The 13,344-nt window shown below is 69.2% G+C and carries 13 protein-coding genes; all 13 read right to left on the reverse strand.

Annotated features, from left to right (window positions below; translation table 11 throughout):
- Positions 1-3 precede the first annotated feature (3 nt).
- Positions 4-918, reverse strand: coding sequence for a tRNA (adenosine(37)-N6)-dimethylallyltransferase MiaA (gene miaA / locus IFU30_RS17860; RefSeq protein ID WP_192006548.1), 915 nt, complete (start codon positions 916-918; stop codon positions 4-6).
- Complete coding sequence (miaB, locus tag IFU30_RS17865; RefSeq protein ID WP_192006550.1) at positions 915-2,516, reverse strand: tRNA (N6-isopentenyl adenosine(37)-C2)-methylthiotransferase MiaB; 1,602 nt, start codon at positions 2,514-2,516, stop codon at positions 915-917. Before miaB ends, miaA begins: the two co-directional genes overlap by 4 nt.
- Positions 2,517-2,551: 35 nt before the next feature.
- Positions 2,552-3,430, reverse strand: a complete 879-nt coding sequence (locus tag IFU30_RS17870) for a regulatory protein RecX (protein WP_192006552.1) — start codon at positions 3,428-3,430, stop codon at positions 2,552-2,554.
- Positions 3,431-3,456: 26 nt separating this feature from the next.
- Positions 3,457-4,599 (reverse strand): recombinase RecA, encoded by a 1,143-nt coding sequence (gene recA / locus IFU30_RS17875; RefSeq protein ID WP_079707085.1) that lies wholly within the window; start codon positions 4,597-4,599, stop codon positions 3,457-3,459.
- A gap of 281 nt (positions 4,600-4,880) precedes the next feature.
- Positions 4,881-5,105 carry a DUF3046 domain-containing protein gene (locus IFU30_RS17880; RefSeq protein ID WP_079707086.1) on the reverse strand — a complete coding sequence of 75 codons (225 nt, stop codon included), beginning with the start codon at positions 5,103-5,105 and terminating at the stop codon, positions 4,881-4,883.
- 92 nt (positions 5,106-5,197) lie between these two features.
- The gene (locus IFU30_RS17885; RefSeq protein WP_056012120.1) at positions 5,198-5,506 is read right to left on the reverse strand and encodes a helix-turn-helix domain-containing protein; all 309 of its coding nucleotides are present in this window, start codon (positions 5,504-5,506) and stop codon (positions 5,198-5,200) included.
- A gap of 219 nt (positions 5,507-5,725) precedes the next feature.
- Positions 5,726-6,241: a CinA family protein gene (locus tag IFU30_RS17890; RefSeq protein WP_079707087.1), complete on the reverse strand. Its 516-nt coding sequence runs from the start codon at positions 6,239-6,241 to the stop codon at positions 5,726-5,728.
- Positions 6,238-6,846, reverse strand: a complete 609-nt coding sequence (gene pgsA / locus IFU30_RS17895) for a CDP-diacylglycerol--glycerol-3-phosphate 3-phosphatidyltransferase (protein WP_192006553.1) — start codon at positions 6,844-6,846, stop codon at positions 6,238-6,240. Before pgsA ends, IFU30_RS17890 begins: the two co-directional genes overlap by 4 nt.
- Before the next feature lie 2 nt (positions 6,847-6,848).
- Positions 6,849-9,743, reverse strand: a complete 2,895-nt coding sequence (locus tag IFU30_RS17900) for an FtsK/SpoIIIE family DNA translocase (RefSeq protein WP_192006554.1) — start codon at positions 9,741-9,743, stop codon at positions 6,849-6,851.
- 77 nt (positions 9,744-9,820) lie between these two features.
- Positions 9,821-10,312: a GNAT family N-acetyltransferase gene (locus IFU30_RS17905; protein ID WP_079707090.1), complete on the reverse strand. Its 492-nt coding sequence runs from the start codon at positions 10,310-10,312 to the stop codon at positions 9,821-9,823.
- 58 nt (positions 10,313-10,370) lie between these two features.
- The gene (locus tag IFU30_RS17910) at positions 10,371-11,609 is read right to left on the reverse strand and encodes an ABC transporter permease (protein ID WP_192006555.1); all 1,239 of its coding nucleotides are present in this window, start codon (positions 11,607-11,609) and stop codon (positions 10,371-10,373) included.
- Entirely contained in the window at positions 11,602-12,306 is a 705-nt protein-coding gene (locus IFU30_RS17915; RefSeq protein ID WP_079707092.1) for an ABC transporter ATP-binding protein, read from the reverse strand. The genes IFU30_RS17910 and IFU30_RS17915 overlap by 8 nt, the downstream gene beginning before the upstream one ends.
- Entirely contained in the window at positions 12,303-13,295 is a 993-nt protein-coding gene (locus tag IFU30_RS17920) for an efflux RND transporter periplasmic adaptor subunit (protein ID WP_124769515.1), read from the reverse strand. Before IFU30_RS17920 ends, IFU30_RS17915 begins: the two co-directional genes overlap by 4 nt.
- Between the last annotated feature and the right edge of the window lie 49 nt (positions 13,296-13,344).

The raw sequence follows: 13,344 nt of genomic DNA on the forward strand, positions 1-13,344 counted from the left end.
AGTCTACGGGCGCACTCGGCGGGCCAGCTCACTCGCCTCGGCGCTGCCGCCGTCCACCCAGGTGATCGCCGGATAGCGCTTGAACCAGCTGACCTGACGGCGCGCGTACCGCCTCGTCAGACGCTGGGTCTCGGCGATCGCCTGCGCTTCGGTGAGCTCCGACCGCAGTTGCGCCACCGCTTGCGCGTACCCGATCGCACGGGCGGCGGTGACGCCCTGCTCGAGGCCGTGCTCGAGCAGCTCAGCAGTCTCCGCGACGAGTCCTGCGGCCCACATCGTCTCGACGCGCCGGTCGAGGCGCTCGACGAGGACCTCTCGCGGCGTCGAGACCCCGATGACCTCGACCGGCCGCCATGGGACGGGGCGTTCCGGAAGCGCTGCACCGTGGCCGCGCTCGGCCAACTCGTGGACTTCGAGTGCGCGCACGACCCGGCGGGCGTTCGCCGCATCGATGCGGTCGGCGGTCGCGGGATCGGCCAGGCGGAGCCGCTCGATGAGCGCCGGGAGCCCCTCCTCCTCGAGTTCCCGTTCCAGGCGCTCGCGCAGGGCGCGGTCTCTCGGGGGGAACCGGAAGTCATGGATGACGCTCGAGACGTACAGCCCGGAACCGCCGACGAGGATCGGCGTCACCCCACGCGCGGTGAGCTCGTCGATCACCGCGCGAGCCGTCGGCTGGTACCAGGCGACGGACGCCTCCTCCGTGACGTCCAGGACGTCGAAGAGGTGGTGCGGGATCCCGCGCCGCTCCTCCATGGGCAGCTTCGCGGTCCCGATGTCCATGCCGCGATAGAACTGCATGGCATCGGCGTTGACGATCTCGGCTGGACGCCCCGCCTCGCGGAGAGCGGTCGCCAGCTCGAGCGACAGTGCGGACTTCCCCGTCCCGGTCGCTCCGACGACCGCGAGGAAGCCGGTCACCGACGTTCGCCGTCACTCGGGTCGTAGATGGGCGACGTGGTCACGCCGACGGTCGGCGCCCCGATGCGCAGGCCCGGCAGGCCGAGCGAGACCCGGCCGGGCTCCGACGCACCGGCCGGCGTCGGCACGCCGCAGGAGTCGGCCTGAGCTCGATCCCAGGCGTCTCCGGCACGCGTCCGACGGACCCGCAGGGGCTCGCCACCGGGTGCGTCGGCGATGAGGTGGAAGGACGCGGCCTCGGTGATGGTCACGGTCACGACGTCGCCCGGTCGCGGCACCTCGGAGCCCGCCGGCACCTCGAAGTGGACGAGCCGTGAGTCCTCGGCCCGCCCGCTCAGTCGATGCGTGGCGTCGTTCTTGCGACCCTCGCCGACCGCGACGAGCAACTCGACCTGCCGGCCCACCTGGCGCTGGTTCTCCTCGAGACTGATGCGGTCCTGCAACGCGATGAGGCGCTCGTACCGTTCCTGCACAACGGCCTTCGGGACCTGATCGGGCATGGTGGCCGCCGGAGTCCCGGCACGGATCGAGTACTGGAAGGTGAAGGCGCTGGCGAACCGTGCGGCCTCGACCACGCGGAGGGTCTCCTGGAAGTCCTCCTCCGTCTCGCCGGGGAACCCGACGATGATGTCGGTGGAGATGGCCGCATGCGGGATCCTGGCACGGACCCGATCGAGGATCCCGAGGAAGCGCTCGGACCGGTAGGAGCGACGCATCGCCTTGAGGATGCGGTCGGAACCCGATTGCAGCGGCATGTGCAGTTGTGGCATCACATTCGGCGTCTCGGCCATCGCATCGATCACGTCGTCGGTGAAGGCGGCCGGGTGCGGGCTCGTGAACCGGACGCGCTCCAAGCCCTCGATCGTGCCGGCCGCCCGCAGGAGCTTGCCGAACGCTTGACGATCCCCGAACTCGACACCGTAGGAGTTCACGTTCTGCCCGAGCAGCGTCACCTCGATGGCGCCGTCCTCGACGAGGGCGCGCAGCTCACCGAGGATCTCGCCCGGGCGACGGTCCTTCTCCTTGCCACGGAGCGACGGCACGATGCAGAAGGTGCACGTGTTGTTGCACCCGACGGAGATCGAGACCCAACCGCTGTAGCTGGAATCGCGTTTGGTCGGGAGGGTGGAGGGGAAGGTGTCGAGCGACTCCAGGACCTCCAGCTGGGCCTCGTCGTTGTGCCGAGCCCGCTCCAGCAGCGACGGCAGTGAGCCCATGTTGTGCGTCCCGAAGACGACGTCCACCCACGGGGCCTTCCGGAGGATGACCTCTTTGTCCTTCTGCGCCAGACAACCGCCGACGGCGATCTGCATGCCGCTGCGCTGCTTCTTGATCGATGCCAGGTGGCCGAGGTTGCCGTACAGCTTGTTGTCGGCGTTCTCGCGGACCGCGCAGGTGTTGATGACCACGATGTCGGCCTGCTCGCCGTCCGCCTTGACGTAACCGGCTGCCTCGAGCGACCCGCTGAGCCGCTCGGAGTCGTGCACGTTCATCTGGCACCCGTAGGTGCGGACCTCATAGCTCCGCTGCCGACCTGACTCGTCGATCGCGGCGGGTGAGGCGCTGATGACCGTGGGCGTCTCGACGATGCTGCTCATACCGGCAGTCTACGCGCGGCCTGAGATGCCTCCGGTCAGCGGAAACTCACGCCGGAACGCTTCGACCCCGACAGGGCACGCGAGCACGCCTCACGGATGATCGCCGAGCCATATCCGCGTCTCGCGAGATAGGCCGACAAACGTCGCTCGGCCGTCGCCTGATCGAGGGAGCGCAGTTGACCAGCACGCTTCTCGGCGACGACCAGCGCTCGTCGGAGCTCGTCGTCGTCGTCGATGGCCTCCAGTGCCTCGGAGACAATCGAGGCGTCGATGCGTCGCGAGGAGAGCTCGCGGCCGATCACCGCACGGGACTGCCCCTTGCGGGTGTGCAGGCTCTCGACGAGCTGCCGGGCGAGTTCGGCGTCGTCGAGATAGCCGCGTCGGCGGAGCTCGGCGAGGACGTGTTCGACTTCGTCGGGTGCGGCGTCGTGGCCGCGGAGGAGTTCCGCGATCTCCCACTCGGAACACCCGCGGCGGGCGAGTCGTCGGACCGCGAGCAGGTCGAGTTCGGCCAGCCGGACCTCCGGATCGACGGGAGCATCGACCTCATCGACTTCGGCGCGGTCGTCTGCGTCGTCGTCCTCCGGCGCCTCGACGACCGAGGTCCAGGCGAGCGTCCGCGGGGCGGGCTCGGGTGGTGTCGTCGGGCTCGTCGCTACGGGGGCATCGCTCGATGCGTCGCCCGGCGGGGTGGCCTCCGTCTCGTCGCGCTCGGTGGACGTCCGTCGCAACGGAGCGACGGGACGCACGACGGGCGCGGCAACGACAGGAGCGTCGTCGGTCTGCCCGACGAACCAGCCGTCGGGCTCGGCAGCTGGATCGGGCGCCGGACGGCGCCCGAACAGCGAGGTCACGGGGGCCACGCGCTCCGACGACTCGTCGGCCGGACCGGCGGGAGGGAAGGAGACGACCATGGTGACCTCGCTGTTCGGGGCGTGCGTTACGCGCTGCGCTTCGCGGCGGACTTCGGTGCGCCGGCGGCTGCGAGCTGCGGGGCTCCACCGGTCGCCGCCTCGAGCGCGGCGGCCTCGGCAGCAGCGACCTCGGCTGCGGCGGCATCCGCGGCCTTCTTGGTTGCGGCACCCTCGGCACCGACACCGAGCTTGCCGAGGATCCGGCGCTCGATCTCAGCGGCGATGTCCGGGTTCTTCAGCAGGAAGTTCCGGGCGTTCTCCTTGCCCTGACCGAGCTGATCGCCCTCGTAGGTGTACCAGGCGCCGGCCTTCTTGACGATGGCGTGCTCGACACCGAAGTCGATCAACGACCCTTCGCGGGAGATGCCCACGCCGTACAGGATGTCGAACTCGGCCTGCCGGAAGGGCGGAGCCATCTTGTTCTTGACGACCTTCACGCGCGTACGGTTGCCCACGGCCTCCGTGCCGTCCTTCAGCGTCTCGATGCGACGGATGTCGAGGCGGACCGAGGCGTAGAACTTCAGGGCCTTACCACCGGCGGTCGTCTCGGGGCTGCCGAACATCACACCGATCTTCTCGCGCAGCTGGTTGATGAAGATCATCGTCGTGTTCGTCTGGTTCAGGCCACCGGTCAGCTTGCGCAGTGCCTGCGACATGAGGCGGGCCTGCAGACCGACGTGCGAGTCACCCATGTCGCCCTCGATCTCGGCACGGGGCACGAGCGCGGCGACGGAGTCGATCACGATGAGGTCGATGGAACCCGAGCGCACGAGCATGTCGGCGATCTCGAGCGCCTGCTCACCCGTGTCGGGCTGGGAGACGAGCAGCGAGTCGATGTCGACGCCGAGCTTCTTTGCGTACTCGGGGTCGAGTGCGTGCTCCGCGTCGATGAAGGCGGCGATGCCGCCGGCACGCTGGGCGTTCGCGATGGCGTGCAGCGTGAGCGTCGTCTTACCTGACGACTCAGGCCCGTAGATCTCGACGATGCGGCCTCGCGGGAGCCCTCCGATGCCGAGCGCGACGTCGAGGGCGATCGAGCCGGTGGAGACGACCTCGACCGGTGCGCGCTCGTCGCTGCCGAGGCGCATCACCGAGCCCTTGCCGAACTGACGGTCGATCTGGGCGAGTGCGGTTTCGAGGGACTTCTCGCGTTCAGCTGGACTTGGCATGGTGTGCTTCTCTCTGCTCGGTGTCGGGTGCCTATAGGCTGTCGCCGCGTGTTCCGGGACCCGCTTCTGCTGAAGGTCGGGGCCCGAGGGCGACAAGGCGTCGGTCGTTCCTGATGTCTCCGACGGTACGCGCCACCACCGACATGCACCGGTGGACGGCTCGATCCGTGCAGAACGCACTCACGAATGATCCTGTGGAGGACACTAGCACCACTAGAACGGATGTTCGATACCGATCGGGCGGCGTGTCGAAGACCGCTTCGCCCGTGGCGCTGGACGCGCTACGCGCCCGGCTGCAGCCGTCCGACGCCGTGGCGTCGCTCGTCCGGCACGTCGGTCGCGGTACAGAGCGCGATCCAGACGTCGCGGGGCGGGACACCGGCGCGCAACGCCTCCTCGGCGGTCTTCGAGCCGAACTCGGTGAGTCCGAGATCACCGGTGAGTACCGCTCCGTACGCCGCGCCGAACTCGTCGGCGACGGCCGTCCTGAACTCACTCAGCTTCATTCCTGCTCCTGTCCCTTCCTCCGTCGTCCGTCCGGACGCGGAAACGCCCCGGGAGAGGGATCCCGGGGCGTTCTGCTGCCGTGCTCGCTCGATCAGCGGGAGACGAGTTCGTCCAGCTCGTTGACCAGTTCGTCCGGAACGGTGTCCGGGATGTTCGGGGAGAGACCCTCGATGACCGCGAGGCGGTCTCCGACCTCTCGCATGATGACGGAGATGGGGGTGTCGAGGGCGTCGGCCACCGAAGCGAGGATCTCGCTCGACGCCTCCTTCTGGCCTCGTTCGACCTCGCTCAGGTATCCGAGTGCGACGCTCGCCTTGCTCGCCACCTGGCGCAACGTGCGACCCTTCTGCAACCGGAAGTCCCTCAGCACGTCGCCGATCTCTTGACGGACTAGAACCACGTGACCCTCCCTCTGTGCTCTACGACCTCGTGTCGTACAGCGCTCTGCTTCTCCAACGCGGATTCACGTCGTCCCAGCTGATCGCCGTCTCGTTCGTGGATGGCCAACATTACAACCACCGTATGCCGAACAGTAACCAGGATCACTGGGCTTTTCTTGTGAATACGTCATCTGTAACGCGATGGAAACGGACGGTATTCCGCCGAACGGAGCCGGCGTTCACTGGAGTGCGCCGAGTTCGCGCACGAGGGCTTCCAACGCCAGCTCCACGGTCCGGTGTCGGATCTCCTGGCGGCCTCCGTCCAGGGTGAGCGGCACCACCCGTCCACCCGCTCGCGTCACGATGCCCACGAAGACCGTCCCGACGGCCTGGCCGTCCTGCGGGTCCGGTCCTGCGACGCCGGTCGTGGCGATACCGACGTCTGCCGGAAGCCCGTCGATCGCCAGGGCACGGCGCACGCCGTCCGCCATCTGGAGGGCCACCTCCGGGTGCACGGCGCCATGGAGCGCGAGGAGGCCGGCGTCGACTCCGAGCAACGAGTGCTTCAGGCGGGTGTCGTACGCGACCACACCGCCTCGGACCGTCGCGGACGCGCCGGGCACGCTGATGAGCGCCGCGGCCAGCAGCCCGCCGGTCAGGGACTCCGCGACACCGATCGTCAACCGGGCGTCGATGAGCGCGTGGACCGCCGAGGCGGCACCGGCGTCGGCCGACTCGACAGCGTCGGACGTCATCGCTTGACCTGCCGGTCGGCGCGAGACCCCCGGACGGCGGTGACGACGTAGTCGATGCCGCTGGCGATGGTCAGGAGCACGGCGATGGTCATGAAGACCCCGTTCACCCAGAGCACCCAGTCACCGAGGAGCACCCAGAACGGCGCGAGGGCGAGTGAGATCGCGACGGCCTGTGCCAGGGTCTTGAGCTTCCCCATCCACGCGGCGGCGACGACATGGTCGGAGATCACGATGAAGCGGTGGACGGTGATGCCGATCTCGCGCACGAGCACGACGGCCGTGACCCACCACGGCAGTTCGCCGAGGATCGACAACGCGACGAGCGCTCCGCCCGTCAGCACCTTGTCGGCGATCGGGTCGAGGATCTTGCCGAGGTCCGTCACGAGGTTGCGACTGCGGGCGATGTGTCCGTCGATGCCGTCGCTCGCGATCGCCACGACGAAGAGCAGGGAGGCCCACCACCGCAGTGCGCCGTCGGAACCGTCGTCCGCCAACAGCATCCACATGAACACCGGTGCGAGCACGATCCTCGCGACGGTGATCGCGTTCGGGAGGTTCCAGTTCGAGATGCGTGGCTCAGCAGCCGACGCGTTCGATGCCGTCATGTCTACTCCCGACCGGTGAGACTCCAGGCGTCTTCGTCAGAACCGCCCTCGACCTCAGGATAGTCCTGGAACTGGGCCTCGACCGGGTCCGCACCGTAGGGGTCGGGCTCGACGCCGCCGACAGTGCCGGCGACCGGGGCTGCCGCGGCGGCTGTCGAAGCCGCCGCCGCTGGGGCCGGAGCGGCCGAACCGTCGTCCTCGCCGCGCAGACGGGCCAGGACACCCGGCAGCTGCTCCGCGGTGACGAGGACGTCGCGGGCCTTCGAGCCCTCGGACGGGCCGACGATCTCGCGCGACTCCATGAGGTCCATGAGCCGGCCGGCCTTCGCGAAACCGACCCGCAGCTTCCGCTGCAGCATCGAGGTCGATCCGAACTGCGTCGATACCACGAGCTCCGCTGCGGCGAGCAGGAGTTCGAGATCGTCGCCGATGTCCGCGTCGATCTCCTTGCGCTCGGCGACGGCCTGGACGTCCTTCCGGTACTCCGGCCGCGCCTGGTTCGTGACGTGTTCGACGACCCGCTGGATCTCGTTCTCGCCGACCCATGCGCCCTGCACACGGATGGACTTGTTCGCACCCATCGGCAGGAACAGGGCGTCGCCCTGACCGATGAGCTTGTCGGCGCCCGGCTGGTCGAGGATGACCCGGGAATCGGTGACGCTCGTGACGGCGAAGGCGAGGCGCGAGGGGACGTTCGCCTTGATGAGGCCGGTGACGACGTCGACCGATGGACGCTGCGTCGCGAGGACGAGGTGGATACCGGACGCGCGGGCCAACTGCGTGATGCGGACGATGGAGTCCTCGACGTCGCGGGGGGCGACCATCATCAGGTCGGCGAGCTCGTCGACGACGACCAACAGGTAAGGGTAGGGCTTCAGGACGCGTTCGCTGCCCGAGGGGAGGACGATCTCGTTGGCCACGACGGCCTTGTTGAAGTCGTCGATGTGCCGGTAGCCGAAGCTCGCGAGGTCGTCGTACCGCATGTCCATCTCCTTCACGACCCACTGCAGCGCTTCCGCCGCCTTCTTCGGGTTCGTGATGATGGGCGTGATGAGGTGCGGGACGCCCGCGTACGGCGCGAGCTCGACGCGCTTGGGGTCGATGAGGACCATGCGCACCTCGCTCGGCTTGGCGCGCATGAGCAGCGAGGTGATCATCGAGTTCACGAAGACCGACTTGCCGGAGCCGGTCGACCCGGCGACCAGGAGGTGCGGCATCTTCGCGAGGTTCGCGACGACGTAGCCGCCGCCGACGTCCTTGCCGACGCCGATCGTCATCGGGTGGTTGCTGTTCGTGGCCGCCGTCGAGCGCAGGATGTCGCCGAGGGTGACGATCTCGCGGTCGGTGTTCGGGATCTCGATGCCGATGGCGCTCTTCCCCGGGATGGGCGAGAGGATGCGGACCTCGTTGGACGCCACGGCGTAGGAGAGGTTCTTGCTGAGTGCCGTCACCCGCTCGACCTTGACGCCCGGGCCGAGCTCGATCTCGTACTGCGTCACGGTCGGGCCGCGCGAGAAGCCCGTGACCTTCGCGTCGACGCCGAACTGGTCGAGGACGCTCGTGATCGCAGCGACCGCTTCGTCGTTGGCCGCGCTGTGCGTCTTCGCTGGCTCACCCGCCGCCAGGGTCCCTGCGGACGGGAGACGATACGGCGTGTCGTCCTGGCCCGGCTGCGCCATCGGGCGCGCGGAGAAGTCGATCTGGTCGGGTGCACCGAGGAGCGCCGGGTCGAGGTCTTCGATGACCTCGGTCGCGCCGGGGATGCTGTCGTCGTGCAGACCCGTCTGCGGTTTGATCTCGCCCGTGTTGAACCGCTTGACGGCGCTCTCCGCCGCTTCGAGGTCGCCGAGGAGCTCGGAGCCGAAGGCGTCGTGCACCGGAGCGGCCTTTGGCGACGCGGCAGGCACGGCCACCGGTTCGAGCGGCGAGTCGAACCCGCCGGACGGCTTCTCGAGACCGAGGAGCTCGGTCATGTTGTCGCCCATGAGCGGGTCCTCGAACGTCGGGTCGTCCTCGCGACGGCTCGTGTTGCGACGCCACCACGGCAGTGCCGCCGGCTCGTCGGGTTCCTCGTCGAGGTCGTCGAGTCGCTTCGTCCGCGCGCTCTTCGGCTCCGCGGGCTCTCCTTCTGGTGCCTCCGGCTGCTCGCCGAACATCCAGGTGGAGAACTGCCGCACGCGGGCACCGACGCGGTTCGGGGGCGTCTTGGTCACGATGAAGAGGCTGAGGAGGATCAGGAGCGAGATGAGGACGGTCGCGCCGATCGGGGTGATGATCGCTGCGAGCGGAGCGCCGAGGATCCACCCGAGGAGACCGCCGGCCTGCGCCAGCGCAGGCAGGCCCTGACTCGGGTTCGGCTGGCCGCCGTGGATGTGGCAGAGCGCCGAGATGCTGATGAGAAGCAGACCGAGGCCGATGCTGATGCGGCCGTTGTCGTCGACCGAGGCCGGGTGCCGGAACAGCCAGACCGCGAACACGATCATGATGACCGGGAGCACGAAGGCGAGTCGGCCGAAGAGGCCGCCGAACGACCAGGCGTCGAAGGTCTGGGCGACCGGGTCGGCCGCGCCGAACCACTCGACGACGGCACCGACGACGGCCAGCAGGAAGAGCAGGAAGGGGAAGCCGTCGCGACGGTCCTCCTTGGCGATTCGCTCGGGGCCGAGGGCTCTGACCGCTCCACCGACGCCGTGCGCGAGACCGAGCCACATCGAGGTCAGCACACTGCGCTGCTCCTCGGCGGACGGATAGGCGACGGTCTTCTGCTGCTTCGTCGTCGACGCGCCCGCCTTGGTGCCGGGCTTGGTGTTCGTCTTCGTGCTCGTGGTGCGCGACGAAGCGCCGCTCGGCGAGGAAGCGCTGCGCGAACGGCTGGTCGAGTTGGAACGTGCGGCCATGCGTTCACGGTACTCGTCGCCACCGACGCAGCCCGGCAAGCTGGCGGGGTGTCCACGATCCGCGATCCGCCGGGCGGTCAGCGCAGATTCAGGACCATCGTGTCACGGGTCCCCCGCCGGTCCACGGTCGCGAACCCCTCGGTGCGGTACAGCGAGACGGCGTGGTTCGCCCGCTCCACGCTCAGGCTGATGCGCTGGTACCCGGCCGCTCTGGCGAGCTGCACGGTCGCGCGGAGCAACTGCCGGCCGACACCCTGGGCGCGGTGGATCGGACTGACCCCCAGGATGAGTTCGGGGACGCCGCCCGCCACGTACCCGAACCCGGGTGCATCGGACGGGAAGAGTCGATACCAGCACGCCCCGACGGGCGCACCGTCCTGCCCGACGGCGACGACCCCGGCGTCGCCGGGGCGACGCCAGCCGTGCACATACCGGGTGTGCTGCGCATCGGCGAGGACGGCGGACCGGGGACGGGGCGCGACGGCGTTCCAGTTCGCCGCCTCGACCATCATGTCGGTGAGGACGCGCACATCAGCCACCGCGGCGTCGCGGATCGAGTAGACCGCCATGGACGGATGGTACGCCACCGGTGTTTCGAGCAGATGACGCGCGAGGGGTCGCCGTCGGTCAGTACCGGATGGCGTCGATCACCTTCACGCGGACGGCGACGAGCGCCGGGAGGAGCCCGGCGATCGCCCCGACGGCCGTGGCACTCACCAGCCCGAGGACCGCCGCCTCGATGGGGAACGGCGGGAAGTCCGTCACGAGCCCTTGACCGATGAACTGCTCGACGATCGGACTCTTCACGACGGCGACGGCGAGCATGACGCCGATGACCCCGGCGACGAAGGTGGCTACGACACTCTCCATCATCACGGCGAAGAACACCCGCGGCGCGGTCGCCCCGAAACTGCGTCGGATCCCGATCTCGCGGATCCGCTGGCGGACGGTGACGAGCGAGAGGTTGATCAGCCCGAGGGCTCCGAGCAGGAGGATGAGCCCGGCGACCGCGCCGACCACGAGCTTCAACGACAGGAGCGGGTCCTCCCCCGTCTGGCCGAAGTCGTTGCGGAACACGTCGACGCTGTACGCGTCACCGAGTTCGGCACGCAGGTCGGACTGGATCCGCTGGGTGAAGGCCTCGGCGTCCGCGTTCGGGACCCAGAACTCGAACTGCGGCAGCTGACCGGGCTGCCCCATGCCCTCCTCGGCGCCGGACACCGGACCGATGAGCGCCGTCCCCGCGGGCAGGATCGACAGCTGCGGTTCGGTGTCCCACTCGTTGCTCGCGTACACCCCGACGATCACGGCCGTGACCGGGTGCTCACCGTGGACCGTGACCGTGGGGTGCGTCTCGATGGGTGGTGAGCCCAGGCGCTGCCAGAACGCCGGGTTCACGACGATCGCGGGTGCGAGGCGGTCGCCGTCGTCCTCCTGGAACCAGGCGCCCTCGTCGAGTCTGATGCGGTGCATCTCGCCGTATGGGACGTCGACGACGGTGGACTGCACCGGCACGGTCCCGTCGGCGAACTGCACGTTCAACTGGGTGCTGCCGGATTGCGAGACGTACCCGATGCCGTACCGCTCGGCGAGGTCGTGCACCGCCGTGATGTAGGTCTCCGGGTCGGGTTGCTCCGTTCCGGTGCCGTAGGCCGACGCCATGAGCGTGGCGGGCCGGCCGCCGTAGCGTTCCTGCGACTCGGTCTGGGCCTGCGCCGCGAGCGACGACATGCCGACCATGCTCGTGAGGGCGCACACCGCGACGCCGACGCCGATGAGCGAGAGGATGACCCGGCCACGATGGATCCGCAGCTCCTGGGCGGCCTCGACGACCGCTCCGACGATCGAGGTCAGGATCCTAGACATCCGCTGCCTCCAGTTCGTGATCGGGGGTGAGCACGCCGTGGTCGAGACGGTGGTGGGTCGTCGCGAGTCGGGCGATCGCCCGGTCGTGGGTGATCGTCACGAGGGCGGCGCCCGTGGAGGTCGCCACCTCGTCGAGCAGGGACATGACTGAGGTGCCGGTCTCGACGTCGAGAGCGCCGGTCGGCTCGTCCGCGAGGATGAGCCGTGGCCCGCGGACGAGTGAGCGCGCGATCGCGACGCGCTGCTGCTCGCCGCCGGACAGTTTCGTCGGCATCGCATCGAGGCGGTCACCGAGTCCGACGCGTTCGAGCATCGCGGCGGCGATCTCGCGGCGACGCCAGAACGAGCGTCCACTCGCGTAGAGGAGCGGCGTCGTGACGTTCTCGAGCGCGGTCCGGCCCGGCAGGAGGTTGAACTGTTGGAAGACGAAACCGATCTGGGCGCCGCGCAGTCGGTCGCGCGCGCCGGAGCCGAGGCGTTCCGCCGGCCGTCCGTCGAAGACGAGCGACCCGGAGGTCGGCTTGTCGAGCAGGCCGAGGAGGTTCAGGAGCGTCGACTTGCCCGAACCCGACCGACCGACGATGGAGACGCGATCGCCCTCGTGCACCTCGAGGTCGACGCCGTCGAGGATCGTCAGCGGCGGCGCATCGGGGATCTGGACGACCCTGGTGACCCCGCGGAGTTCGAGGAGCGTCACCCGACCGACCCGTCGCAGGCCATGCTGCCGTCCGGAAGCGTGGTGCACCCTTCGGGCGCGGGTGCGACGGCTCCAGGGACGAACTGGAGCACCGAGTCGCCTTCGGCGACACCGTCGACGATCTGCACCTGCTGTCCGTCGTTCAGTCCCAGCGTGACCGGCCGTTCCTCCTGCGCACCGTCGGCGCCGACGACCCAGACGGTCCCGGTCCCGGCCGAACCCTTGACCGCGGTCGTCGGGAGCACGAGGACGTTCTCGGCGACGCCGCCCGCGAGTTCGATCGTCGCGGCGAGTCCGGCGAAGACCCGGACGTCACCGGGCACCGCGCAGGTGACGGCGGTTCCGCCGGCACCGGGTGTCTGCCCGGATCCACCACCCGTCGTCGGCTCCTCCTCGTCGCCACCGCTCGACGGCGTCGTGACGCGCACCGCCGGACAGACGAACGGGGCCGGGCCGCCGTTGATGGTGACCGTCGCCTCGCCGGGGATGGTGAGCAGACGGTACTGCTTGTCGGCGCTCAACGCCCCGGTGATGGAGAACGTGGCCGGCGACACCTGCGCCACCGCGTCGCCGATTTGCACCGACTGCCCGTGGATGAGCTTGACGTTGCCGAGGGTGCCCGCGACCGGCGCGGTCACCTGCACGTACCGCTCCTTGCCTTCCTCGTCGATCGTCTTGACGTCGAGGATGGGATCGCCCTCCGCGAGGACGGCGCCCTTGGCCGCGAACACCTCGTCAACGGTGCCGGCGACGGTCGACTTCGCCGTGCTGGCCGGGTCGGCGACGACCTGGCCCTCCACCGAGACGGTGTTGACCACGGTGCCGAGGGCCGCCTGGACCTGTGGTTCCACGAGGCTCCCGGTCGGCTGCGTCGGCCCCTCCTCCTGCGGTGCGTCCGGGAAGAACGCGACCTTCACGAGCGCCACCGCGATCGCGGCGAAGACGAGCAGTTTCAGAATGGGGAACACCCAGGTGCGGACAATGCCCACGCCGACCTCCGGAATCCACCGCAGTCGGAGTGACGAGCGGCCATAGGGG

It is taken from the genome of Plantibacter sp. CFBP 8798 (genome assembly GCF_014841195.1).
In the GTDB taxonomy this organism is placed as follows: Bacteria; Actinomycetota; Actinomycetes; order Actinomycetales; family Microbacteriaceae; genus Plantibacter; species Plantibacter auratus.

Excerpts from the sequence above, each read along its gene's own strand:
- IFU30_RS17905 (WP_079707090.1), bottom strand. The coding sequence starts at position 10,312 with ATGGCGGTCTACTCGATCCGCGACGCCGCGGTGGCTGATGTGCGCGTC.
- IFU30_RS17890 (WP_079707087.1), bottom strand. The coding sequence starts at position 6,241 with ATGACGTCCGACGCTGTCGAGTCGGCCGACGCCGGTGCCGCCTCGGCG.
- recA (WP_079707085.1), bottom strand. The coding sequence starts at position 4,599 with ATGCCAAGTCCAGCTGAACGCGAGAAGTCCCTCGAAACCGCACTCGCC.
- miaB (WP_192006550.1), bottom strand. The coding sequence starts at position 2,516 with ATGAGCAGCATCGTCGAGACGCCCACGGTCATCAGCGCCTCACCCGCC.
- IFU30_RS17910 (WP_192006555.1), bottom strand. The coding sequence starts at position 11,609 with ATGTCTAGGATCCTGACCTCGATCGTCGGAGCGGTCGTCGAGGCCGCC.
- IFU30_RS17880 (WP_079707086.1), bottom strand. The coding sequence starts at position 5,105 with ATGAAGCTGAGTGAGTTCAGGACGGCCGTCGCCGACGAGTTCGGCGCG.
- IFU30_RS17870 (WP_192006552.1), bottom strand. The coding sequence starts at position 3,430 with ATGGTCGTCTCCTTCCCTCCCGCCGGTCCGGCCGACGAGTCGTCGGAG.
- IFU30_RS17900 (WP_192006554.1), bottom strand. The coding sequence starts at position 9,743 with ATGGCCGCACGTTCCAACTCGACCAGCCGTTCGCGCAGCGCTTCCTCG.
- pgsA (WP_192006553.1), bottom strand. The coding sequence starts at position 6,846 with ATGACGGCATCGAACGCGTCGGCTGCTGAGCCACGCATCTCGAACTGG.